This window comes from Amycolatopsis sp. MtRt-6 (assembly GCF_017308975.1).
Taxonomy (GTDB): domain Bacteria; phylum Actinomycetota; class Actinomycetes; order Mycobacteriales; family Pseudonocardiaceae; genus Amycolatopsis.
On record NZ_JADWPD010000032.1, the window covers coordinates 1 to 25,024 of the forward strand.

Annotated in this window: 13 protein-coding genes and 1 pseudogene; 4 read left to right on the forward strand and 10 right to left on the reverse strand. The window is 72.0% G+C overall.

The genetic code is table 11. The features are described from left to right. The 4 genes from I4Q55_RS38480 to I4Q55_RS38495 form a co-directional block, all read right to left on the reverse strand. Positions 1-5,803 (reverse strand): non-ribosomal peptide synthetase (locus I4Q55_RS38480; protein WP_206795353.1); only part of this gene is annotated, 5,803 nt, incomplete at its 3' end. Positions 5,804-5,943: 140 nt separating this feature from the next. Further along, positions 5,944-8,151, reverse strand: coding sequence for a lysine N(6)-hydroxylase/L-ornithine N(5)-oxygenase family protein (locus I4Q55_RS38485; RefSeq protein WP_242547512.1), 2,208 nt, complete (start codon positions 8,149-8,151; stop codon positions 5,944-5,946). A 14-nt stretch (positions 8,152-8,165) separates the two neighbouring features. Beyond that, positions 8,166-9,476 carry a PLP-dependent aspartate aminotransferase family protein gene (locus tag I4Q55_RS38490; RefSeq protein ID WP_206795355.1) on the reverse strand — a complete coding sequence of 437 codons (1,311 nt, stop codon included), beginning with the start codon at positions 9,474-9,476 and terminating at the stop codon, positions 8,166-8,168. Positions 9,477-9,587: 111 nt separating this feature from the next. Beyond that, a complete protein-coding gene (locus tag I4Q55_RS38495) occupies positions 9,588-11,348 on the reverse strand; it encodes a non-ribosomal peptide synthetase (RefSeq protein WP_206795357.1) in 1,761 nt (586 codons plus the stop codon). 741 nt (positions 11,349-12,089) lie between these two features. Between I4Q55_RS38495 and I4Q55_RS38500 the strand changes: the two genes are divergently transcribed. The 4 genes and pseudogenes from I4Q55_RS38500 to I4Q55_RS38515 all read left to right on the forward strand — a co-directional run bounded on the left by I4Q55_RS38500 (position 12,090) and on the right by I4Q55_RS38515 (position 14,930). Beyond that, the gene (locus I4Q55_RS38500; protein ID WP_206795359.1) at positions 12,090-13,343 is read left to right on the forward strand and encodes an aspartate aminotransferase family protein; all 1,254 of its coding nucleotides are present in this window, start codon (positions 12,090-12,092) and stop codon (positions 13,341-13,343) included. A gap of 5 nt (positions 13,344-13,348) precedes the next feature. Continuing rightward, positions 13,349-13,678 (forward strand): annotated as a pseudogene (locus I4Q55_RS51105) (thioesterase II family protein); the annotation flags it as partial. Between the two features lie 157 nt (positions 13,679-13,835). Continuing rightward, a complete protein-coding gene (locus tag I4Q55_RS50390; RefSeq protein ID WP_277992057.1) occupies positions 13,836-14,144 on the forward strand; it encodes a thioesterase II family protein in 309 nt (102 codons plus the stop codon). A gap of 21 nt (positions 14,145-14,165) precedes the next feature. Continuing rightward, positions 14,166-14,930 carry a thioesterase II family protein gene (locus I4Q55_RS38515; RefSeq protein WP_206795364.1) on the forward strand — a complete coding sequence of 255 codons (765 nt, stop codon included), beginning with the start codon at positions 14,166-14,168 and terminating at the stop codon, positions 14,928-14,930. Between the two features lie 68 nt (positions 14,931-14,998). On the opposite strand, the gene I4Q55_RS38520 is transcribed toward I4Q55_RS38515, so the two are convergent. The 6 genes from I4Q55_RS38520 to I4Q55_RS38545 all read right to left on the reverse strand — a co-directional run bounded on the left by I4Q55_RS38520 (position 14,999) and on the right by I4Q55_RS38545 (position 25,016). Further along, on the reverse strand, positions 14,999-19,819 hold the full coding sequence (locus I4Q55_RS38520; RefSeq protein ID WP_206795366.1) for a non-ribosomal peptide synthetase: 4,821 nt from the start codon (positions 19,817-19,819) through the stop codon (positions 14,999-15,001). A 107-nt stretch (positions 19,820-19,926) separates the two neighbouring features. After that, on the reverse strand, positions 19,927-20,718 hold the full coding sequence (locus I4Q55_RS38525) for an ECF transporter S component (RefSeq protein ID WP_374194518.1): 792 nt from the start codon (positions 20,716-20,718) through the stop codon (positions 19,927-19,929). 53 nt (positions 20,719-20,771) lie between these two features. Further along, positions 20,772-22,385 (reverse strand): ABC transporter ATP-binding protein, encoded by a 1,614-nt coding sequence (locus I4Q55_RS38530; protein WP_206795369.1) that lies wholly within the window; start codon positions 22,383-22,385, stop codon positions 20,772-20,774. Next, a complete protein-coding gene (locus I4Q55_RS38535; RefSeq protein WP_206795371.1) occupies positions 22,382-23,491 on the reverse strand; it encodes an energy-coupling factor transporter transmembrane component T in 1,110 nt (369 codons plus the stop codon). Before I4Q55_RS38535 ends, I4Q55_RS38530 begins: the two co-directional genes overlap by 4 nt. Beyond that, positions 23,492-24,433: an ABC transporter substrate-binding protein gene (locus tag I4Q55_RS38540; protein WP_242547513.1), complete on the reverse strand. Its 942-nt coding sequence runs from the start codon at positions 24,431-24,433 to the stop codon at positions 23,492-23,494. It lies immediately after the preceding gene. A 7-nt stretch (positions 24,434-24,440) separates the two neighbouring features. Then, positions 24,441-25,016 (reverse strand): flagellar hook-length control protein FliK, encoded by a 576-nt coding sequence (locus I4Q55_RS38545; protein ID WP_242547514.1) that lies wholly within the window; start codon positions 25,014-25,016, stop codon positions 24,441-24,443. Between the last annotated feature and the right edge of the window lie 8 nt (positions 25,017-25,024).

Genomic DNA, 25,024 nt, shown 5'->3' on the forward strand with positions numbered 1-25,024 from the left:
CACCCCACCGCACCAAATCACCCGTGCGATACATCCGCCCCCCACCACCACCGAACGGATCAGCCACAAACCGCTCCGCAGTCAACCCCCCACGCCCCACATAACCCCGCGCCAACCCCACCCCCGACACATACAACTCCCCCACCACACCCACCGGCACCCGCCGCAACACCCCATCCAGCACATACACACCACGCCCCGCCAACGGACGGCCGAGGGGAACGGGGAAGCCGGGATCGCCGTCCGACATCCGGTGCCGGGTGGTGAACACCGCGGCGTCACCGGCTCCGTAGCCGGTGACGAGGCCGACCTGCGGTGCCGCGGCCCGGAAGCTCCGGGCGGCCTCCTCCGGCACCGCCTCCGCGCCGACCCACAGTTCGGCGAGGCCGGCGAAGTCCTGCGGGCGATCGCGAGCCCAGAGCCCGAACTGACCGGCCGTGGCCCACAGGCGGGTCACTCCGTGGTGCCGGACCAGCCCGCCGAGCCGGAGAGGATCCGACTCCCCGGCCGGGGCCAGCACGATCTCGCCCGCCTGCAGCAGCGGGACCCACACCTCGAACGCCAGTGTCTCCGATGCGTGCGGCGAGTGCACGAGCACCGTGGGTTCGCCGTCGGACCAGCACGGGTCCGCCGCCAGCCGAAGCAGGTCCGCGTGGGTCGTGCCGACGGCTTCGGCGCTCCCGATCGTCCCGGGCGCGAAGCCGATCCCGGCCAGCTGCTCCGGATGGACCGCCGGGAAACCGTTGGGGTCACCCTGCGGTACGAGGCTGTCGATCTCGTCCACGACCACGACGGTCGTGACGCCGCGATCCACGAACGGCCGGAAGACGTCGTGCCGCGCTGAGGCGCTGTCGGTCAGGACGACCGGCGGCGCGAACTCCTCGAGGACGGCACGGAGGTGTTCCGGGGACGTCTCGGGCGGCAGGGACAGGTACGCCCCGCCGGACTTCACCACGGCGAGCAGGGACACGACGAGCTGCGGCGAGCGTTCCTGCACCACCAGGACCGGGCTCTCGCTCCGCACCCGGGCGAAGGCCGGGTGCTTCGCCAGCCCGCCGGCCGACGTGTCGAGCTCGGCGTAGGTGAGGGCCTTGCCGTCGGATCGCACGGCAACGGCATCCGGCTTCTGCCCGGCGATCAGGCTGATCGCCGCACCCACCCCGCCGGCCCGCTGCGGTGCCCGCGGCCGGGGTCCCGTGCCGAGTGCCAGCAGGGCGGCGGCCTGCTCCGGCCCCGGCAGCGCCAGCCGGCCGACCGGTTCGGAGATCTTGCCCGCGATTTGGGCGAGGACCAGCCGGAACAGGGAGAGCACCTGCTCCGCGAGCCCGTCGGCGATCACCCCCTGCCGGTAGTTCAGGCGCAGTTCGGTCTGCGGTCCCGGAGAAACCACCAGTTCGACGGGGTAACTGGTCGCGTCGTGCCCTTCGATGCCCACGAGGTCCAGTGACGGTGCTCCGCCGGTGCCGTCGTCCTGCCGATCGGCGGGAAAGCTCTGGTAGGCCAGCATCGTGTCGAACAACGTCCGATGGCCGGACAGCTCCTGAAGCCGGCTCAAGCTGACGTAGGGGAACTCCATGAGGCGGGCTTGTTCGTCCTGCACGCTCGCGAGCACGTCGCCGACGCTGCGGGCCGGGTGGACGTCGACGCGCACCGGCAGCGTGTTGATGAACAGGCCGACCGTCTCCTCGATGCCCGGCAAGTCGGCCGGCCGGCCGGCCACCGTGGTGCCGAAGACGACGTCGTGCAGACCGGTGAGGTGACCGAGGAGGAGGGCCCAGGCGCCTTGGAAGAGCGAATTCACCGTCACGCCCGCCGATCTGGCCGTTCCGGCGAGGGCGGTGGTCTCGTCCTCCGTCAGCGTCGTCTCGAGGTGCCTCATGGCCTTCTCGCCGGCGTGGCCGCTGCCTGCCACCACGGTGGGTTCCGCCAGCCCCGCCAGTGCCTCGCCCCAATCGTCGAGGGCGGCTTCCTGGTCCTGTCCGGACAACCACGCCAGGTAATCCTCGTAGGGCCTGGCCGCCGGCAGCGCACATTCCCCGTCCCCGGCCTCGTACAGCGCCAGCAGATCACGGACCATCAGCTGGGAAGACCAGCCGTCGAAAGTCAGGTGGTGGCTGGTCAGCAGCAGCCGGTACTCGTCGTCGGTGCGCACCAGGACGACGCGCAGCAAGAGGTCGGCGTCGAGCCGGAAGCGGCGGCTCCGCTCGGCGAGGCAAAGAGCCGCGTACTCGGCCTCCAGGTTCGCCGCGGGCACCGACCGCAGGTCGCGGACCTCCCACGGCACCGGCTCCGCCGCGGCGATCACCTGCACCGGTTCGCGGAGCCCGTCCCGGACGAACCGGGCCCGGAGAGCAGGGTGCCGCACCGTCAGCGCCCGCACCGCGGTTCGCATCCGCTCCGGGTCGAGAGCACCGCGGAGCCGGACACCGAGCTGGACGATGTAGACATCCTCACCGCGCTCGTCGTAGACGGAGTGGAACAACATCCCGGCCTGGAGGGGCGTGAGCGGGAAGACGTTCTCCAGAGCCGGGAAGCGCGACTCGACGACGGCTACTTCTTCCTGGGTGAGGTTCGCCAGCGGAAAATCCGACGGCCGGTGCCCACCGGAGACGTGGCGAGCGATGTCCGCCAGCGCCCGCGCCCAGTGCCCGGCGAGCCCGGTCACGTCGTCCCGGTCGAGCACCGCGGCGGGCCACGTCCAGGTCGTGACGAGCCGCGGGCCGTCGGCGGATTCCAGCGCCACGCAGCCGATTTCCAGCGTGTGGGCCAGCGGCTGGTCCGGCCCGAAGTCACCCTGGAGCACGCCGTTGGCCTCGCCGGCGGGTTGCCAGTCCACCTGCGCCGGTTCGGGGAACCGGCCGAGGTAGTTGAACGCGATCTGGGGTCGTCCGCCGGAGCGCAAAGTCTCCTGGGCCGGCCCCGCCAGATACCGCAGGATGCTGTACCCGATCCCGTGGTCGGGGATTTCGCCGAGGTGTTCTTTCATCCGGTTCAACGCTTTGCCCACGTCCGGCCCGCCGGTCGTCGTGGGATCACCCTCGACGTTCGCGGTGTCGAGCAGGACGGGATAAAGGGTCGTGAACCAGCCCACGGTGCGGGAAAGATCCGTGTCCGGGAAGATGTCCTCCCGTCCGTGACCCTCCACATCGACCAGCAGCGGGCCGTGCGCGCCGCGTTCGGCGAGCCAGCGGCCGGCAGCGAGGGTCAGTGCCCCGAGCAGAACGTCGTTGACGTGCCCGTGGATGGAGGCCGGCGCTTGGCCGAGGACGGCCGCGGTGACGTCTGCGGTCACCTCCGTGGTGAGGGTTTCCGCCGTGGCGGCGGTGTCGACCGCGGGGTCCAGCGGCCGTCGGCCGATCTCGGGCTGGGGCACCGCGGTGAGGGCCTGCCAGTAGGCCGCTTCGGCCGTCCTCGCCTCGTTGGCCGCCTCCTCCTGCACCTGGCGTGCCCAGTGGCGCAAGGAAGTGCCGACCGGTGGGAGGCCGGGTTTCCGGCCGGCGACGACGGCTTCGTACGCGGCTCGGAGATCCGGCAGCAGAATCCGCCACGACACGCCGTCGATCGCCAAGTGGTGCACGACCAGCAGGAGCCTGCCGGGGGTTTCCCCGCTGTCGAACCACACCGCCTGCACCACGACCCCCGCCTCGGGATCGAGGCGGGTCCGAGCCGCGGCGAGGGCCGCCTCGAAAGCCGCGGACTGGGCACGCGGGGTTTGGTGCCTTGTCTCGGCGTGGACGAGGCAAGCCGCGGCGTCGATGTTGCCGGGTGCTTGGACCACGGCGCTCCAGGTCTTGTCCGCGTCATTTCGGATGACCTGCAGCCGCAGGGCGTCGTGGTGGTCGATCACCGCTTGCAGGGCGCCGGCCAGCGTCTCGGCCGACACGCCGGCCGGGACCTGGATGACGATGGATTGGTAGAACTCGCGCAGGTCGTCAGTGCGTTCCGCGAGCCAGTTCATGATCGGTGTACGCGGGACGACGCCGAGGTTGTCCGTCCCTTCCCGGGCGGTCACGTCTTTCGCCTGGCCGGCGACCGCCGCCAAGCGGACGACCGTGCGCTGCCGGAAGATGTCCCGCGGCTTGATCGCGAGACCGGCCTGCCGCGCGGCGGAAATCAGCTTGATGGCCAGGATGCTGTCGCCGCCGAGGTCGAAGAAGTCGGCGTCGATGCCCACCGACTCCAATCCCAGCGCGTCGGCGTACGCCGCGCACAACACCCGCTCATGGCGCGTACGCGGAGCACGTCCCGCCACGACGGCGGCACCCGGCACCGGCAAGGCACCACGATCGACCTTCCCGTTGGCCGTCAACGGAAACCGGTCGAGCACCGTGATCACCGCGGGCACCAGGTACTCCGGCAGTCCCGCCGACAACGCCCGTCGCAGCCCGTCGCCGTCGACGACCGCACCGGGCTCCGCGGTCACATAGCCCAGCAACCGCCGGGCCCCCACCTCACCTTCGGCCACCACCACGGCCTGCGCCACGCCCGGGAGACCGCGCAGTGCCACCTCGACCTCACCGGGTTCGACGCGGAACCCGCGGATCTTCACCTGAGCATCCGCCCGCCCCACGAACTCCAGCACCCCACCAGCACCCCACCGCACCAAATCACCCGTGCGATACATCCGCCCCCCACCACCACCGAACGGATCAGCCACAAACCGCTCCGCAGTCAACCCCCCACGCCCCACATAACCCCGCGCCAACCCCACCCCCGACACATACAACTCCCCCACCACACCCACCGGCACCCGCCGCAACACCCCATCCAGCACATACACACCACGCCCCGCCAACGGACGGCCGAGGGACACCGCCGCGGAGCCGAGCGGGTCGCTCATCGTGGCGCACACGGTCGTCTCGGTCGGGCCGTAGGCGTTGATGAGGCGACGGTTCCGGCCCCATTGCGCGGCCAGGTGAGCCGGGCATTCCTCGCCCGCCACGACGATCGTCGTGCCGGGCAGGTCCTCGGGCGCCATCGCCAGCAGCGCCGAAGGGGGCAGCGTGACGTGCGTGACGCCGAACTCCCCGATCACGCGGACGAGCTCTTCACCGGGGAGGATGCGCTCGCCGTCGGAGCAGACCAGTGTGGCCCCGGCCAGCAGGGTCACCCAGATTTCGGAGACCGAGGCGTCGAAGCCCAGTGAGGCGAACTGCAGGACCCGATCACCCGGTGCGAGATCGAAGCGGGCGGACTGCTCGCGGACCAGCGTTTCGATCCCGGCGTGCGACACTGCCACGCCCTTGGGCGCCCCGCTCGACCCGGATGTGTAGACGACGTAGGCCAGGTTGTCCGCGGAAAGGCTCTTTTCCGCCTGCCGAAGCCCGGCGTGACCGGCTCCGGGTTCGCGCCCCGCCGCGTCCGGGTCGAACTCGAACACCGGAGGGGCGTCGGTCGATTCCACGCCCAGGTCGGCGCTGTCGCTGACGACGAGCCGGGGCGCCGCGCCCTCGAGGACGGCCTTCAGGCGGTCCGGCGGGTAGGTGGGGTCGACCGGGAGGTAGCCACCGCCGGCCCGCATCACGGCGAGCATGGTGAGGACACTGTGCACCCGGTCCCGCAGCTTGATCGCGACCAGGCTCTCGGGTCCGATGCCGCGCGCCACCAGGCTGTCGGCGAGGCGACCGGCAAGCCGGTCCACCTCGGCGTAGGTGAGCCGGCCGGCCGGGCCGACGAGCGCCACCGCGTCCGGCTGGGATTCGACGACGAGGGCGAACAACTCGGGGATCGTCCGCCGCGCGGAGAGGTCGTCGCCGTGGCCGAGGTGCACGAGGGACTGCCGGGTCTCAAGAGCATGAGACATGGTCGAAAGCTCCAATCAACCAACCGGGGAGTGACGCGTGGCGGGCGGCAATTCCCGTCATCGAATACGCTTGAAGTTCGGACACCGTGCTGGTCTCAGCTGACCGGGAGGGGCACCTGGCGGGGCGGGTATCCGCACCTTCACGTGATCCCCTCCTTGCGCAGCCCGTCGATGATGGTCGCGGCCCGCAGCGAGAGCAGGCTGAAGGACCCGGCGTCCCCGATCCCGTGGCTCGACTCGCACAAGCCGTTGAGGAACAGCGGCGGTGTGCTCTCCGCCAGCGGCCGCAGCCGGTAGTCCGGCTCGACGACGAGGTAACCGTCGGCGTCGAACTGGAACCGGCCGGCCACGCCGTCGAGCACCGCGGGAGACGGTTCCTGGTCCGGATGCGGTCCGAGGTCGCGGAATCCGGTCGCCAGCACGACCAGGTCGGCCCGGTCGGTGACCACCTCGTGGTTGTGCACTTCCTCCACCTCGAGCCGCACACTCGTGCCTTCGACCTGCGCGGCGCGGACTTCGCGGTTGCCGAGCACGAAGACGCGCTGGTCGCCGTCGAGACGTTGCTCGTAGATCAGCACGTACAGCTCGTGCAGGACGTCGGCGTCGACCGAGGAGTAGTTGGTCCGCCGCATGTACGCGTCGAGGATGTCCTTGCTCGGCCGGCTCGACCGGTAGTAGTAGTCGGTGAAGCCGGGGAAGAACCCTTCCTCGCTGAACGGGCTGGTGTCCTTGAGCGGCAGCCCGAAACCGCGGACGTAGTCGACGATCCGGGCCTGCGGGAACCGGACCGCCAGGTCGAGGACGATTTCGACCGCGCTCTGGCTGCCGCCGATGACGGCGATCGACCGGGGCGGGCGCTCGGCCAGCGCCCGGACGGCCGGCAGGTACCGGGTCAGGTGCACGACCCGGGGCGAGTCGATCGTGTCGAACGGCTTGGGGACGAACGGCGTCCGGCCGGTACCCAGCACCAGCGACCGGCCGTACCGGCGGACACCGTCCGATCCGGTCACCGCGTACGCCGGCGCGCCGTCCACCTCGGCGATCGCGATGCCGGTCACCCGCACACCCAGCTCGACCTGGTCGCGGAACTGGTCCGCCGCCCACCGGATGTAGTGCGCGTATTCCTTGCGCAACGGGAATTCCATGGGCAGGTTCAGGTGCTCGACCAACCGGCCTTGCTCGAACAGGTAATTGACGAAGCTGTAGTGGCTACGGGGGTTGCGCAGCGTGACCAGGTCGCGGCTGGGGTGGTTCTGCATGTTGGAGCCGTCCAGCAGCATGGCGCCCTGCCACACCGGGTCCGTCTCGGCTTCCAGGAACACCGCCGACGTCTGCGGCGATTCCTCCTGCAGCGCGATGGCCAGCGACAGGTTCGCCGGCCCGAACCCGACGCCGATCACGTCGACGCAGCCGGACGCCGATCCCCCGGCCGCGCGCGAGGCCGGCGCCGCGCGTTCCGGACCGCGCGGCTGTTCGTCACCGCGGCCCGCCCGATCCCGCGGCGCCGGCGCCGGGGTGTGCCCGGGCACGCCGAGCCGGCCCGGATCCGCCTGCAGCTCCCGGTAGCTGCCCAGCCAGGTTTCGACCGCGCCGGCCAGGCCCGCGGCCGAGATCAACGCCTCCTCCCGGTCCCAGTCCACGTGCGCGCGGGGCTGGATCCCGGTGCTGCCCAGCACCTTGCGGTAGAACGGGTCGTCGGCCCGTCGCACGTCGCTCATCAACGCGCCCACCTCGGGCGAACACAGCTGCAGCCCGGGCCGGGGCGACCAGCTCTCCAGACCCGCCTGCTCCGGGAGCCCGACCGCCGCCATCAGCGCGGCGGTCAGGCCGGCGGGGTCGGCCCGCAGGTCATCGGAGTCGAGCAGCACGTACGGGATGCCCCGCTCGCGGCACCGCGCCACCTGCTCGGCCAACGACGGCCACCCGCTCTCGAAGGGCGGGAACGTCGACGCCTCCGACAGCTCGCGCACGATGCGCAGCCGCGAGGTGGTGGACAGCCGGGGATCGGACATCACGAAGATCAGCGGCGCGGTGGCCGTTCCGGCCAGCTCGTCGAACTGATCGGTGGCCAGCTGGAAGCTCATCTCCTTGACGAGCAGGCCGCTGCCGCGGGGCACGTCGGCCAGCCGGACACGATCCCCCGTGGCCACCTCCATCGGGTTGCCCAGGCAGGCGGCGACCGATTCGGCGCCCTGGCCGCCCCAGTAGCACGCCTCGAACGGTTCGTGGCAGTGGTGGGTGATCAGCTCGTGCTGCCACAGCAACCGCGCCACCACCGTCGAGCCGGTCCGGGGCGGTGAGATGAGCACCAGCCGGTGCCGGTACGCCTCGACCAGGTCGGTATCCATGCTGTACGGCTCCCTTACTCGGCTCGGTCGGCGGCGGGTTCGGCCGGGCCGGGCACGCCGCTCCCGGTCAGCGCCTGGTCCAGGTCCTCGATGAGGTCGTCGGCGTGCTCGAGGCCGACGCTCAACCGGATCATGTCGGGCGGTACGGGGTCGTCCCCCGCGATCTGCTGGTGCGTGCCGATCGCGGGGATGGTCGCGGTGCTCTTCACCTGCCCGAGGTTGTTCGCCCGCCAGAAGAGCCGCAGCCGGTCCAGCACCCCGTGCGCGGCGGGCACGCCACCGGCCGGCCGGAACCCGAGCAGGAAACCGAACCGGTTGACCGCTTCGCGCCCGGGGCCGTCGCTGTCGACCAGCCACATGTCGCGCCGGGCGAGGTGGTGGGTGCGGTGGCTCGGCAGGCCCGGGTAGAAGACCTCGACGACGTCGCCGCGGCCGGCCAGGTGCTCGGCCACGCGCAGCGCACTCGCGGACATCGCGTCCACCCGCGAGCGCAGTTCGCGGATGTCGGCCAGCAACGTCCAGGCGTTGAACGGACTGAGCACACTGCCCATGTCGCGCATCGGGCCGCGGCGGAGGTACCCGGCGAAGTCCGCGGCCAGCTCCGCGGGCTGGCGGCGGAGATCGAGGTCGTGCCGGGCGATCACCGCACCACCCATGCTCCGGCCGCTGGCTCCGGCGGCCTTGGTGAGCGAGTGGACGACGATGTCGGCACCGAGGGCGAGCGGGCGCATCAACGCGGGCGTGGCCAGGGTCGCGTCGATGATCAGCGGGATCCGCGCCCGGCGGGCGAGCGCGGCCAGCGGGGGGATGTCGACGAGCTGGACCGTCGGGTTGGACGGCGATTCCGCGTAGAGGAACCGGGTGTCCTCGTCGATCCGCCGCTCCCAGTCAGCCACCGACAGCGGGTCCTCGACCCACCGGACGCCGACACCGCGTTCCTCGCCGTACCGCTTGTCGAAGACCATGACGGTCGACCCGTAGCACGCGGGTGAGGCGACGATGTTGGGCCGGGCACCGACCGCCGAGCTGAGGAACGGCATGGTGGCCAGGGTGATCGCGGCCATCCCGGTCGTGGTGACCGCGGCGCTCACCTCGGCGTCGACCTGGTAGCCCTCCAGCGCGGCGACGGTGTCCTCGAGGTAGCCGACCGTCGGGTTGCCGCGCCGGGCGTACACCCAGCCTTCCCGCTCGCCCGCGGCGGTGGCGCGCATCGTCTCCGCCGAGCCGAAGTGCTGCGCGGTCGCGAGGTACGCCGGCTCGCTGAGCGAACCGAGGTGGCGCGCCGCTTCTTCGTGGTCGTAGGAACCACGCACGGCCAAAGTCACGAAACGGGCGCCCTTCACCGCGGGAACCCGCTGTTCGCCCCGGCTCGGCACGCAGGCACGAGTCGTCCCCCCTCTGCTGTGCTGTCATCCATTCCGCTGGTGCGGGATGCGTCAATTCGCGGCGGACAGCCAGGACTGGGCTGTCACCGCGTCCGCGTCCGGTGCGTACTTGCCGATCAGCTCGGCCAGTCCGGCGACCGTGGGATTGCCGAAGAACTCGGCCGCGGGCACCTCCACGTCGAACACGTCCCGGATGTGGGCCAGTAGATCCATGGCGACCAGCGAACTGCCGCCGAGCTCGAAGAATTCGTCGAAGACGCCGATGTCCGGCACGGCGAGCGCGTCCGTCAGCAGGTCGGTCAGCAGCGCCTCCAGCGGTGTGCGCGGCGCCTCGTAGTCCGCGTCCACATCCCGGGGAAGCTGCTCGAGGGCGGGCAGCGATTTCCGGTCGATCTTGTTGCCGAGGGTCTCGGGGAACGACTCCAGCTCGATGATCGCCGCCGGGTGCATGTACCTCGGCAGCTTGCGGTGCAGCGCCACCCGCAGCTTCGGCACGAGCCGCTCGGTCCCGCCGACCGGCACCACGAAGGCGACCAGGATCTTACGGCCGGGCGTGAGCCCCTCCCGCGCGACCACGACCGCCTCGTTCACCTCCGGCTGCCCGGCCAGCACGGCCTGGATCTCGCCGAGTTCGATGCGGTACCCGTCCACCTTGACCTGGTCGTCGAGCCGGCCGCGGAACTCCAGCACGCCGCCCTCGACGCGCCGGACGAGGTCGCCGATGGCATACATCCGCTCGCCGGGCACGAACGGGTCGGCCACGAACCGTTCGGCGGTCAGCGCCGGGCGTCCCACGTACCCGCGAGCCAGCCCGCTTCCGCTGGTGTAGAGCAGACCCCACTCGCCGTCCGGGACCGGCCGCAGTTCTCCGTCCAGGACGTAGAGGCGGGTGTCGGTGACCGCCCGCCCGATCGGGACGGTGTCGCCGACCTCCTCCGTCACCACGTGGCACGAGGTGAAGCAGGTGTCCTCGGTGGGGCCGTAACCGTTGACCACCACCAGATCCGGGTAGGTGCGGTGGAGCCGGTTGATGAGCACGGGCGACAACGCCTCGCCGCCGCCGAGGAAGTGCCGCAGCCCGCCCAGCCGGTCCAGGTGCCCGTCGATCATGCGGTGCATCAGGCCGGTGGTCATCCACAGGGTCGTGACCCGCTCGGCCTCGAGGCAGTCCGCCAGCTCGTGCAGCGCCGGCGTGCCGGGCTGGTAGATGACCAGCCGGGCCCCGTTGAGCAGCGAACCCCAGATCTCGAACGCCGAGGGGTCGAACCGCAACGAGCACAGCTGCAGGAAGGTCTCGTTCTCCGTCAGCGAGGCGTAGTCGCCGTCCTGGACCAGCCGCACGACACCCCGGTGCCGCACGGCCACGCCCTTGGGCATGCCCGTGGAGCCGGACGTGTAGCAGATGTAGGCGAGGTTGTCGGGGCTCACGGCCGGCTCGGCCGGTTCGGCGCCGGGCGGCGTCTCCGGTTCGTGGTCGAGGTTCACCACCGTCGCGTCGACGTCGGGAATCCGGCCGGCCAGGGCGTCGTGGGTCAGCACGACCCGGCAGCCGGCCTGGTCCAGCATGTAGCGAAACCGGTCGGGGGGCTCGTTCTGGTGCAGCGGCACGTAAGCACCACCGGCCTTGAGGATGCCGACCAGGGCGATCACCATTTCGAACGATCGCTCGAAAAAAATGCCGACCGCGGCCTCCCCGCGCACGCCGAGATCGCGCAGGCGACGGGCGAGCAATCCGGCGCGCCGGTCGAGGTCCGCGTAAGTCATGTCCTGCCCGTCGAAACGCAGGGCGACCGCGTCAGGCCTGCGTTTCACCTGCTCGTCGAACAGGTCGGTAATGGTCGCGTTCCGCCAATCCGCACCGGAGTTCCGCACTGCTCCCCCATCGCCAAGCACGCGTTTCCGCTCCCTCGATCGTCCCCAGGTAGGCACTGCGTGGACAGCACCACACGCAGGTCTCAGAATTCCGAGCTTCACGTCCCGGCGCCTTCTTGTCAATAGATCCCCAACATCGTCCCACGCATCCGACGGCGCCGGACGTCGCCGGGCGCCTGCCCACCCCCGATCGGGCCCGCAGTACCGCATCGCGTCCCCCGCCGACCCGAAGCACCACGATTTCACTCCCCTGATCGGCGCCTGTTTCGTGTTGCCGGGGAAAAATTCGCCCTCGACAGTGGAATTCGCAGCCCGGGTTCGGCTGCCGCCACTCCGGAGCGCCCGCACCCGCTGCCGGACGCGGGCGAAGATCCCGTGGACCGATTCGAAGAGGATGGCCCGCGGCAGTTCATCCGGATGGTCGAATGCGGGGGCGTCCACGGTTGGCGTGGCCGTGCGGGTTATGGCATCCTGCCGTTATTGGGGGCTCACTTCTTACCGGACTTCCGCTCTTTATTGCCTGATGTCGCGACTTCCACCGGATGGCGTCCGATGTCGGTGTGCCGTGGCGGTGGAGACCGATCGGATTCCGACGGTGCCGGAAGCAGAGGCCGGAGCAACTCGTGGGCCGGCTCACCCGAGGCCTGAGGCGACAGGGCACGGAAAAAAGGGGGACCAGCAGTGAGCGTCGTGGCAGATCGTGAATCCGAGGTGCGCAGCTACAGCCGGGTTTGGCCGGCGGCGTTCGACCACGCCCGTGGCAGCTGGCTCTACACGAAGACCGGTGACGCCTACCTGGATTTCTTTTCCGGAGCAGGAACACTCAATTACGGGCACAACGAGCCGCGCCTGAAGGGCGCCCTCATCGACTACCTCCAGCGCGACGGGGTGACCCATGGCCTGGACATGTTCACCACCGCCCGCGCGGACATGGTGGACACGCTCAGCACGCTGGTCCTGGAGCCCCGCGGCCTGGACTACAAGATCGCCTTCCCCGGCCCGGCCGGCGCGACGGCGGTCGAGGCGGCGCTGAAACTGGCCCGCAAGGCCAGCGGCCGCAAGGTCGTCGGCTACTTCGACATGGGCTACCACGGCATGACCGCCGGTGCGCTGTCGGTGGCCGGCAACGCGACGCGCCGGGCGAGCGCCGGCGTGCCGTTCGGCTACACCGTCGAGCTGCCCTACGACCTCGGTCCCGATCGAGCGGCCGGCGAGGTGCCGGACTTCGACCGGCTGCTGGCGGGCACCGGCCGGCTGGCCGACCTCGCCGCGGTGATCGTGGAGACGGTCCAGGGAGAAGGCGGCATGAACACCGCACGCAGCGCCTGGCTGCGCGCGCTCGCCGCAGCGTGCCGGCGGAACGGTGTCCTGCTCATCGTGGACGACATCCAGATGGGCTGCGGGCGGACCGGGCCGTTCTTCAGTTTCGAAGACGCCGGGCTCGTGCCGGACATGGTGTGCCTGTCCAAGGGAATCGGCGGGTACGGGTGCCCGCTGTCGCTCTTGCTGATCCGCCCGGAGCTGGACGTGTGGCGGCCCGGCGAGCACAACGGCACCTTCCGCGGGTTCAACCTGGCGTTCGTGACCGGGGCCGAAGCACTGCGCGCCTATTGGAGTGACGACAAGCTGGAGCGGTCGACCCGCGCCCGGGGCGAACTGGTCGGGCAGCTGCTGCGGGACATCGCGGCCGAGCACCCCGGCGCCGGGCTGGACGTCCGCGGTCGCGGTCTGGCGCTCGGCCTCGGGTTCGCCGACCCCGCGCAGGCCCGGCGCGCGCAGTCCGTGGCGTTCGAGCGGCACTTGCTCATGGAGACCTCCGGCGCGCACGACAACGTCGTGAAACTGTTGCCGGCGCTGACGATCGCCGATGACGAGCTGGAACAGGGCCTGACCATCCTGCGGGACTCCGTCCGGGTGGCGCTCGGAGGCGAGTGAGCGCGATGGCGAAGCACCCCTGGTTCCCCTTCGGAACGGCGCCGGAGGCGCCGATCCGGTTGCTCACGCTCCCGCACGCCGGCGCCGGCGCGGCCGTTTTCCGGGCGTGGGCGCGCGGGATGCCCGAAGGGGTCGCCGTCTGCCCGGTGCAACCGCCGGGACGGGAGGGGCGGTACGGGGAAGCTCCGTTCACCCGGGTCAGCCCCCTCGTGCGGGAGCTGGCCGAGCGGATCACGGCCTCGGTGAACGTGCCGTACGCGGTGCTCGGACACAGCACCGGGGCACTGTGTGCCTACGAAGTGGTTCGCGAGCTGCGGCGCACCGGTGGCCCGCTGCCGGTGCACCTGTTCGTCTCCGGCCGCCCGGCACCCCAGCTGCCGCCCGACCGGCACGAGGTGGCCGACCTGCCGGTGGCGGAGCTGGCGGCGTTCCTGCGCGAGCTGGACGGGCACCCCGGAGGCGGCGCTGGCGGATCACCGTGTGCTGCAGTGGATGCGGCCGATCCTGGTCGCCGATCTCGCGGTCAACGAGTGCTACGAGTTCCGGCCGGAGACTCCGCTGGACATCCCGATCACCGCGTTCGCCGGCCGCACCGATCCCGTGGCCGGGCCGGAGCTGGTGGAGCCCTGGCGGTCCCAGACCGGCGCCGGGTTCCGGCTGCACGTGCTCGACGGTGGTCATTTCGCCGTCTTCGACCGGGCCACGTCCGTGCACGCCGAAATCGCCCGCGTGCTGCGGAACGAAGCGGCGCCCGCCGTGGCAACCAGTGCGATAGTCCACATGCGACAGTCCGAGACGTGAAACAGAGGTGGTCCTCCGGCCATGGGGAATCCTACGACCAAGAAGCCGAACTGGCTGCTGCGCCGGCCCGACCCGGACGCCGGCGCGCGCCTTTTCTGCTTTCCGTACTCGGGATCCGGGGCCACGATGTACGAGCGGTGGCCGCGGCGGCTCGGCGACGCCGAGATCTGCCTGGTCCAGCCCCCCGGGCGGCAGAACAGGATCCGGGAACCGCACTACGAGACCTACGAGCGCCTCGCGGCGGAGCTGATCGAGTTCCTGGTGCCGTACCTGGACCGGCCGTTCGCGTTCTTCGGCCACTGCAGTGGTGCCCTGCCGGGAGTGGAGGTCACCCGGCAGCTCGCCGCGGCCGGGCTGCCGCTGCCGCGGCGTCTGTTCGTCTCCGCGCAGGTCGCCCCGCACGACGGCCCGTACGGCGGGCTCCTCGAGCAGGACCGCGACGGGCTTCGGAAAACGCTGGCCGAACTGATCACCACCATGGGCGGAACGCCCAGCGACGCCCTGCTCGACTTCGGTCTGGACCTGCTGATCCGGGACGTCGAGGCGAACAAGCGCTACATCGTGCCGGCGCCGCCGGACATCCCGTGCGGAATCACCGCGATCGGCTGGCGCGAGGATCAGGAGATCCCGTTTTCCCTCATGGGCGGCTGGCACGAGGTGACGGCGGACTGCCGGTCGGTGCTGCTCGACGGCGGGCATTTTTCTTTTCTTTCCGCGCCTGAGGCCTTGCTGGCCGAAATCGCCCGCGACCTGAAAACCGACGCGGAGATCGACCGTCCGGCCTGATCGCCCGGATGTGCTCCCCCCGGCGAGCCGGCGGATGCCGCCGGCTCGCCGGGAGAAGCGTCCGGCGCTCAGGACGCCAGCCGCTCCCGCAGGACCGCGCCCACCTCGGCGAGCGCCGCCGGACCGATCATCGACCAGTGGTCCGCGCGGACCTCGTGGCTTTCCACGCGGTCGGCGTACGGCTTCCAGACTTCCGGGGCCGGCACGTCGGCGGGCTTGTCGGAGGCCATGAAGACCACCATCGGACCGTCGAACCGATCGGGTACGTGCCGGCCCATCGCCTCGATGTTGCCGAGCGACACCCGCACCACCGCCTCGATCTCCTCGTCGTCGAGCGTGGCGAGCGCGGGCGTCGCGGCGCGGAGAGCGCGGGCGAGCTCGGGCAGGGCCGGCAGCGCGGCCATCGGACGCGCGTCCTCGACCGGCCGCCCGACGAGCATGGCGAACGTCTCGGCCGGGGTGGGCGGTTCGGTCACCGCGCCTTCCGGGACGGGGTAGGCGTCGAGCACCGCGAGCAGCGCGACCTCTTCGCCCGAGGCACGCAGCTCGGTCGCCACAGCGTGCGCGAGCAGCCCCCCGAACGACCAGCCCACCAGGTGGTACGGCCCGTGCGGCTGCACCGCCCGGATCTCCGCGGCCAGCTCGCGAGCCTGGTCCGCGACGCCCGGGAACGCTCCGGCCGAGGCCTCGCGGAGCAGCCGAGACTGCAGCCCGTAGACCGGGCGACCGGTCGGCACGTGGCCGGCGAGCCCCGCGTAGGACCAGCTCAGCGCGGACATCGGGGCGACGCAGAACAGCGGCTCCCGGTCGCCGGCGGCGCGCAGCGGCAGCAGGGTGCCGAGCGCGTCGTGCCCCGCTCCCTCCCGCCGGGCCAGCAGCCCGGCCGGGGTCGGGGCGGCGAGCACGTCACGCACTCCCAGCTCCGCGCCGGTCTCCGCCCGGATCCGGCCGACCAGCTGCACCGCGAGCAGGGAATGCCCGCCCAGGTCGAAGAAGCCGTCGTCGGGCCCGACACCGGTGGTCCCGAGCACCTCGGCGAACAGCGCGCACATCTGCTCCTCCTCCGGCGACGCGGGGCCGCGTGAAGACGACCGCGGGCGCGGCGGGCGGGGCAGGGCGGCCCGGTCCAGCTTGCCGTTGCGCGACACCGGGAAGCGATCCATCAGCACGATCGCGCGCGGCACCGCGTAAGGCGGCAGGGCCCGGGCCGCGGCCTCGCGCAGCTCGCCCTCGAGCTCCGCGGGATCACCCCAGGCCGGCGGCAGCGCGGCGGGCGCGACGGTCCCGGCCACGCCCGGCCGGGTGGCGTGCACGCTGATCAACCCGGTCCCGGCGAGCATCGGGTGCACGGTCTCGGTCACCTCGAAGCCCTGGGCCGTGAGCAGCTCGCGCACCCTGGCCGTCCGGTCGTCCTGGTCGTGGACCTCCAGCAGCACCTGCCCGATCATCGCCCAGTGCTCGGTGCGCACGCCCAGCAGCACGTCCAGCTCGCTCTTCTCCACGTCGACCTTGAGCAGGTCGATCCGGCCCACCCCGGTCTCGTCGATCAGGCCGGAGAGGGTGCGCAGCGGCGCGGTGACGTGCTCGGCCCGCAGCCGGTCACCGAGCAGCTCGGCCAGGTCGGCCTCCGCGCCCGGCAGCTCCCCGACGTACGCCCGCAGCAACCGTTCCTCCTGTTCCCGGTCGGCGAACCGGCCGGACATGATGGACAGCTGCGGGTAGTAGGTGAAGGTCGCCTCGCCCGCCTTGTCGGCCAGCCCGGCGCGGTGCACCCGCACCGGCATCTCGTGCAGATCGACATTGACCTGCAACATGTCGGCCAGCTCGGGCACCGGCTCCACGGCGTGGATCGTCGCACCCGGATAGGCCCGGTGCACGGCCAGCGAGAAGAGCCCCACGTGCGCACCCACGTCGAAGACGACCGGCGCGGCGGGCAGCGCCGGCTCCGGCGCCTGCCGGTCGGCGAACAGCTCCCGGTGGAGGAAGGCGGCTTCGCGGTCGTTCGGGGCCGCCACGGTCAGCCCGTTCTCCAGCGTCTGCTCCCACTCCGGGCGGATCCGGCCGGCGTGCCGGGCCCGCGCGAGGTTGTGCAGCACCGGCGCGGTGTCGTGGTCCACCGTGACGTAACCGACCAGCTCGTCGTCACGCGGGACGACGACGGCCGCGGTGATCGCCGGGTGCCGGACGAGGACGTTCTCGATCTCGCCCGGTTCGATCCGCATGCCGCGGATCTTGACCTGGTGATCGACCCGGCCGAGGTAGTCGAGGGTGCCGTCGCGCCGCCACCGGGCGAGGTCACCGGTGCGGTACATGCGGGACCCCGGCTCGCCGAACGGGCAGGCGACGAACCGCGCCGCGGTCTCCGCGGGCTTGCCGTGGTAGCCGGTCGCCAGCTGGACACCCGCGATGTAGAGCTCGCCCACCGCGCCCACCGGCACCGGCCGGAGCCACGGGTCGAGCACGGGGAGCGCGGTGTTGGGGACCGGACCCCCGATCGGCACGCGCTCGCCCGGTGCGGCGGGCACGCACGCCCAGGCGGTCACGTCGACCGCCGCCTCGGTCGGCCCGTAGAGGTTGTGCAGACCGGCGTCGAACAGCTCCAGGAACCGGTCGCGCACCTCGGGCGGCAGGGCCTCGCCGCTGCAGAACACGCGGCTCAGCCCGGTGCACCGGCGTGCCGCGGGCTCGTCCAGGAACACCCGCAGCATCGACGGGACGAAGTGCGCGACGGTCACCCCGGCCTCGCGGATCAGGCCGGCGAGGTAGCGCGGGTCGCGGTGCCCGCCCGGCTCGGCGATGACCTGCGTGGCGCCGGTCTGCAGGGGCCAGAACAGCTCCCACACCGAGACGTCGAAGCCGGACGGCGTCTTGTGCAGCACCCGGTCGTCCTCGCCGAGCGGGTAGAACTCCTGCATCCAGCGCAGGCGGTTGACGATCGCCCGGTGCGGCACGAGCACGCCCTTGGGCTCGCCGGTGGTCCCGGAGGTGTAGATGAGGTAGGCGGGGCTGTGCGGGAAGAGCGCGCGGGGCGGGCGGTCCGCGGGCAGCCGGGCCAGCCGGCCCGCGACGGCCGGGTCGTCGAGCACGGTCACCGGCACGGCGCAGTCCGGCACGGACACGCCCGCGACGGCCAGCACGTGCGTGGCTCCGGAGCCGCCGATCATGAGGGCGGCGCGTTCCGGCGGCAGCTCGTCGTCGATCGGCAGGTAGGCCGCGCCGGCCTTGTGGATGCCGTGCAGGGCGACGATCAGGCCGGCACCGCGAGGAACGAGCACCGCCACCACGTCACCGCCGCGCACCCCGACGGAGACCAGGTGCCGGGCCAGCCGGTTCGCGTCCCGCTCCAGCTCGGCGTAGGTCAGCTCGCGCCCCCCGGCGATCACCGCGACCCGGCCGGGCGTGCGCGCGGCCTGCCGTTCGAAGAGGTCCGGCAGCGTGTCCTCGGTGAGCGGGCGCACCGGACCGGACTGCGCGGCCAGCTGCTCCCCGGTGACCAGCCCGACGTCGTGCAGCCGCACGTCCGGGTCCGCGCCGACGGTGGACAGCACCGCGGCGAGGTGTTCCAGCAGGGCGTACGCCGTCTCGCGGTCGAAGAGGTCGGTCGCGTACTCCGCGGACAGCAGCATGCCGCCGGTCGCCGGGTCCGGCCCGGCCCCGATGACCAGGTCGAACTTGGCCACGTGCAGGTCGATCGGCTCCGGCTCGGCGCGCACGTCGCCGAGCGGGGGCAACGTGGCCGCCTCGCCGTCGCCGACCTGCAGCATCACCTGGACGAGTGGGTGCCGGCCCGGGCAGCGCGGCGGGTTCAGTGCCTCGACCAGCACCTCGAACGGGAGGTCCTGGTGGGCGTACGCGGTCAGGTCGGCCTCGCGGACCCGGTCGAGCAGCTCGGTGAAGGCGGGGTTGCCGTCCGTATCGGTGCGCAGCACCAGCGTGTTGACGAAGAAACCGACGACCCCGTCGAGCTCACGGCCGAACCGGCCCGCTGACGGCGTGCCGATGACGACGTCGGTGCCCGCGCCGAGCCGGGTGAGCAGCGCCGCCAGGGCGGCATGGACCAGCATGAACATCGACACGCGCCGGCGGCGGGCGAGTTCGGCGACGCGGGCGTGCGCCGCCGCGGGCAGCTCCAGCGTGACGAGGCCGCCGTGGTAGCTGGCTTCCTCGGGCCGGGACCGGTCGGCCGGCGGCGTCAGCTCGGGCGGGAGGCCGTCCAGGGTGGCCCGCCAGTGCGCGAGCTCCGCGGACATCCGGCTGCCCGGATCGTCGAGGCGGCCCAGCGTGGCGATCTGCCGTTCCGCGTACTGCCCGTAGGTCAGCGGCAGCGGCGACCACGAAGGCGCCGTGCCCGCGGCGCGGGCCCGGTAGGCGGCGGCGAGATCGTCGAGCAGCGGGCCCAGCGACACACCGTCGTAGGCGATGTGGTGCAGCAGCACCAGCAGCACGTGCTCGGCCGCCCCCACCGGGAAGAGGAACGCCCGCACGGGCGGCTCGGCGGCGAGGTCGAACGGCGTGGCGGCGGCCGCGCGGACCGCGGCGTCCAGCTCGCCGGAGGCGGTCTCCCGCACCTCCAGCGGCGGCCGCACACCGGTCAGCACCTCCTGGTAGGGCTCGTCCTCGGCGGCGGGGAAGACCGACCGCAGCGGCTCGTGCCGCTCGGCCACGTCGGCGAGTGCCCGGCGCAGGCTTTCCACGTCGAGCCGGCCGTGCAGGCGCATCGGGATCGGGACGTTGTAGGTGTCGCTCGGTCCTTCGAGCTGAGCGAGGAACCAGAGCCGCCGCTGCGCGTAGGAGAGCGGGTAACGCCGGACGGCCGGCCCCGGTCCGGACGGAGTTTCACCGCGGCGGTCCCCCGGCAAGCCTGGAAAATTCTGCGCGAAGCTGGTCACGCCGACCCCCCATGGTTAACGTCAGCATACAGACGAAAATCACCCTATTTACGGTACCGGTCGGCGTCAACGGCCGTTCCCCCATTTCCCGGATTCGATTTTGCCGTTCATTCGGCGGGACGATTCTGCGGCACCGGCGGACGCGGCAACCCGTAGGAGGCTTTGCGGGACGCCCGGCGCAGCGTCGCGAGCACCGCGGGACCGACCACGAGGATCGCGACCAGATTGGTGATCGCGCGGCCGGTGTCCCAGCCTGCCGTGGAGGTCAGCACGGTGAAGACGACGAAGCGGTGGAGGTTGTCCCAGATCGGCGCGCCCGGGACGTACGAGATTTGCCCCGGGTAATAGGAAACCTCGGCACCGGTGATGAACGGCCAGAACCACAGGTTCATCAGGAAGCCGAACAGGTACGCCACGACGACGCCGTACGCGGCGAGCATGGCGAGCTCGGCCTTGCCGGTCACCCGGCGCGGCAGGAGCCCGGCGCCCATGCCGATCCAGGCGGAGCCGAGCATCTGGAACGGCAGCCAGGGGCCGATCCCGGCGGTGAGCAACGCCGAAGCGAACATCGACGTACAGCCGAGCACGAACCCGAAGCCCGGACCGAACACGCGGCCGGCGAGCACCAGGACGAAGAACACCGTCTCGATGCCCGCGGTACCCGCGCCGAGCGGCCGGAGCGCTGCGTTCACGGCCGACAGCACGCCGAGCATCGCCAGGGCTTTCGCGTCCATCCCGCCTTCGGACAGTTCGGCCAGCACGACGATGATCAGGATCGGCAGGATCCCGACGAACACGAACGGAGCGTCGGTACCGTGCTGCGTGCTCCCCGGTTCGACCCGCACGAGCAGTGGCCAGGCGAACATCATCAGTCCGGCCAGCGATGCCAGCGTCAGCACGACGGCCGATCGGGAACCGACCCGCACCGCCTGAGCCACGCGTCCGGGCCGGCTCACGGGACCGCCGGCGTCAGAGCGGCTGCGACGTCCTCGACCGTGAGCCAGTGGCCCCCGAGGATCTTGGCCACCTGGGTGGCGAAGGCGGGCGAGCCGCCCAGCACCTCGGCGGTGGGGCCGTCGGAGACGACCTCGCCTTCGGCCATCACCACGACGCGGTCAGCGACGCTTGCGACGAACTCGACGTCGTGCGTGGCGACGACGACCGCGCGGCCCTCCCCCGCCAGCATGGCGATCATCCCCGCGAGCGCCGCCTTCGCCGTGTAGTCGAGGCCGCGGGTGGGCTCGTCGAGCAGCATGACCCGGGGCGCGGCGGACAGCTGGACCGCCAGCACGAGCGCCAGGCGCTGCCCTTCGGACAGGTCGCGGGGATGGCGGTCGCGCGGAATGCCCGGCGCGAGCTTCGCCAGCAGGGTCTCGCACGTGCCCGGGGCGGCACCGGACTCCCGGTCCGCCGCCGCGCACTCGCCGGCCACCGTGGTCAGGTAGAGCAGGTCGCCCGCGGTCTGCGGGACCAGGCCGACCAGGCTCCGCGCCTTCGCACCGGGCAGGTCCTTCGGGTCCGTGCCGCCGGTGCGCACGACGCCGCCTTGGCGCGGCCCGGAACCCTGCAGCGCCCACAGCAGGGATGACTTGCCGGACCCGTTGCGGCCCATGACGGCGAGCACCTTGCCCGCGTGCAGGTCGAGACCGACCCCGCGCACCGCGACCGCGGTACCGTACCGGACGACCACGCCCGAGCTGGTCAGGAGCGGCTCGCCGGCCGTGCCCGCCGAGGCCCGGCGCGGCGGCGGCGCCGGCTCGAGCCCGGCCTTCAGCGGCGCCGACGCCCGGCGTGCGTCACGGACCGACATGGGCAGCGGGTCCCAGCCCGCGAGGCGGCCCAGCTGCACGATGGGCGGCGCGATCGGGGTGCGGCGCAGGACTTCACCGGGGGTCCCGTCGAGCACCGTGCCGTCGCCCGGCACGTAGATCATCCGGTCCGCGAACGGGACGACCCGTTCCATGCGGTGCTCGGCCATCAGGACGGTCGTGCCGAGGTCCTGCACGAGCCGGGCGAGCGTGGCGAGCACCTCCTCGGCGGCGATCGGGTCGAGCGCGGACGTGGGCTCGTCCAGCACCAGCACCTTCGGGTGCATCGTCAGCACGGAGCCGATCGCCACGCGTTGCTGCTGCCCGCCGGACAGGGACCGCAACGCGCGACGGCGCAGGTCGGCGATGCCCAGCAGATCCAGGGTTTCCTCGACGCGCCGGCGCATCACCTGCGGAGCGATGCCGAGCTGTTCCATGCCGTAGGCGAGCTCGTCCTCCACCGTGTCGGTGACGAACCCCGCGAGCGGATCCTGCCCGACCACGCCGACGAGGTGGGCGAACTCGCGCGGCGGGCGGGCGTGGGTGGCCACCCCGTCCACCGACACGACGCCGTCCAGGTGCCCGCCGGTGAAGTGCGGGACGAGCCCGTTGATCGTGCCCAGCAGCGTCGACTTCCCGCTGCCGGTCCGGCCGGCGACGAGCACGAGCTCGCCTTCGCCGATGGTCAAGGTCACGTCCGCGAGCACCGGCTCGCCGTGCCCGTCGTACCGGAAGGTGAGGTGGTCCAGCTCGATCATGCGGGCACTTTCTCCGTGACGGCGGTGAGCGGGGCGGGGACCGGGGTGAGCACGGCGGGCAGGGCGCCCAGCAGGACGCCCCCGAGCGGCAGCCAGGAGAGCGCCGGCCACGTCAGCACGGACGCCGCCGGTTCGAGGCCGCCCGGGTCCACGGCGGAGGTCAGGAACAGGACGGCGGCGACCGCCAGCCCGCTCCCGGCGACGAGCAGCTCGGCCAGGTGCCAGCGATCCGGGCGGTACCGCGTTCGGCGCACGCGGCGCCCGGCGAAGCGGAACCCGGTCATCGCCACGACCAGCCCCGCGACGAGGACCGGCACCGCCAGGAACCGGGGCATCGTGCCGTCGAGGCCGGCGTAGACCCCGACGCACACCCCGAGCAGACCGGCGATCATCAGCGTGCCGGTGACCACCCGAGCCCTCGCCGCGACTTCGCCCGCGCGGCCGTACCCGCGCGAGTCCATCGACGCGGCGAGCTGCAGCGACCGGTCGAGGGCGTCCTCCAGCACCGGGATGATGACGGTCCGCAGGGCGTGGAACCGTTTCCCGCTCTCGCCCCGCAGCTTGCGTGCCCGCCGGACCCGCAACGTGCTCTCGGCCAGCTGGGGGAACACCGACAGCGCCACGACCAGCGCCGTGCCGATTTCGTACAGCGCGGACGGCATCGCCTTCAGCAGCCGCTTGGGGTTCGCGAGCGCGTTGGCCGCGCCGAGGCAGATCACCATCGTCGCCAGCCGGAGGCCGTCGTAGCACCCCGCGAGCAGCGATTCGGCCGAGACGTCACCGAACAGGTGAATGCCCGCGGCCCACGCGGGCAACGTGATCTCCGGCAGCGGCAGGATGATCGTCGTGCCTTCGCCGCCGCCGAAGACGATGCGGAAGAACACCCGGACACCGATGATCACCATGCCCAGGTAGACGTAGATCCGGAAGGCGAGCGCCCAGGGCGCGTCGGTACGCCGGGCCACGACGACGAGGCAGGCTACGGCCAGGATCGTCAGCAGGATCCACGGGTTCGTGGTGCGGCTCGCCGCCACCGCGAGTCCCAGCGTCCAGACCCACCAGGCCGCCGGGTGCAGATCGCGGGGCAGGAAGTAACCGGCGGGCATCTAGGTTTTCCCGGCCCGGTTCCGGCGGCGCGCGGTCAGCCAGATCGCCGAGCTCAGCAGGATCAGCACGCCGCCTGCCGCCCACGGTGCGTAGGCACCGGCCCCGGACTCTTCCCGGGCCGTTTCGGCGACGTCCTGGGCGTTCTCCGCGCCGGTGAACGCGGCGTTGCCCGCCGGGTCGTCCGCGGTCGGCTTCGCACCGGGTCTCGGCTTGGGTGGCGGCAGGGCGGTGCCGCCGGCGGGGGCGGGACCGGTCGTCGGCACGGAACCGGATCGTCCGGGTTCGGCCACGGGCCCCGGCTGCGCCCCCGCCGCCCCGGGCTCCTGCCGCACGTTCGGGTCGTTCGCCGCCGGCGGAGGTTCGTCCGGAGATTGGCACGGCCGGCCGGACGTGCCCGGCCGGACCGCGGCCACGCGCGGTTTCGGGTTGGCGCCGGCGGGCGCGTTCAGGGAGAACGACCAGCCCTCGAAACCACCGGGGACGAACTCACGGTTCTTCGCTCCCCATTGGCTGTACTCCCACTGGCAGTTGTTGCCCGCGTGCCAGTACGACCAGTAGCCGGCGGGCGGTGGAGTGTCCAAACAGGACTCCCGGTATCCCGCACGCCCCTGGAGCGGCAGTTCCTCGGTCGCCGACGGCCGGTTTTCGATCCGGCAGACGAACGCCTCGCCCCAGCGCTGCAGGCCGGCGATCTGGAAACCCGCGCCCTTGAGCGCGTCCAGCCCGGTGCCGGGCGCGGTCCGCGGATCGCAGCGCACGATCGTCGTGCCGCCCAGTTGCTGGAAGTCCACGACGACGGTCACTCCGGTGTCGTCCGGGCAGAACCCGGGACGTCCCTTGGTCCGGTCGATCGCCGCGGCGGTGGGCAGCATCGGGGTGAAGCCGGCCATTGCCGTGGCGGCCGCCACGGCAATGGCCAGCCGGGTGCTGGTCCTCCTCATCCGGCGGTCAGCCGATCGCCGGGTTGCGCGGAGTCACCTCGGGCGGCGGGTTGGTCGTCGGGGTGTGGTTCAGGGAGAACGACCAGCCCTCGAACCCACCGGGGATCACGTTGCGGGCCGTGGCGCCGGAGTTGCTGTAGGTCCAGGTGGTGCCGGATCCGTCGGCGTACCAATAACCCCAGTACGCTTCCCCGGGCGGGGTGTTCACGCACGCTTCGTGGTAGGTCGGGTTGGAGTTGCGCGGGATGTCCTCGGTCGCCGTCGGGCGGCCCTCGATCCGGCACACGGCCTGGAACCCCCACCGGATCGTGCCGACGATGGAGATGCCGGCGTCCTGGAGGGCCTTGATGCCGGTCCGCGCGGTGCCCGGGCTGGCGTTCGGCGAACACCGGGTGATCGTCGGTGCGGCGACCCCGCCGTTGCCGTCGAGTTCCTGGAAGTCGACGACGATCGTGACGCCGGTCAGCGCGTCCGATCCGGTGCAGATCCCGGCGTAGCCCTTCGTCGGGTCCACGGCTCCGGCCGGCCCGGCGGCCGCGATGGCCGTTCCGCCCAGCAGCGCCACTCCGGCTGCAATGGTCATGAACCGTT

Bases quoted from the DNA above. Each gene is read 5' to 3' on its own strand.
- I4Q55_RS38535 (WP_206795371.1), bottom strand. From the start codon at position 23,491: ATGCCCGCCGGTTACTTCCTGCCCCGCGATCTGCACCCGGCGGCCTGG.
- I4Q55_RS38485 (WP_242547512.1), bottom strand. From the start codon at position 8,151: ATGGATACCGACCTGGTCGAGGCGTACCGGCACCGGCTGGTGCTCATC.
- I4Q55_RS38530 (WP_206795369.1), bottom strand. From the start codon at position 22,385: ATGATCGAGCTGGACCACCTCACCTTCCGGTACGACGGGCACGGCGAG.
- I4Q55_RS38515 (WP_206795364.1), top strand. From the start codon at position 14,166: ATGGGGAATCCTACGACCAAGAAGCCGAACTGGCTGCTGCGCCGGCCC.
- I4Q55_RS38545 (WP_242547514.1), bottom strand. From the start codon at position 25,016: ATGACCATTGCAGCCGGAGTGGCGCTGCTGGGCGGAACGGCCATCGCG.
- I4Q55_RS50390 (WP_277992057.1), top strand. From the start codon at position 13,836: ATGCGGCCGATCCTGGTCGCCGATCTCGCGGTCAACGAGTGCTACGAG.
- I4Q55_RS38540 (WP_242547513.1), bottom strand. From the start codon at position 24,433: ATGAGGAGGACCAGCACCCGGCTGGCCATTGCCGTGGCGGCCGCCACG.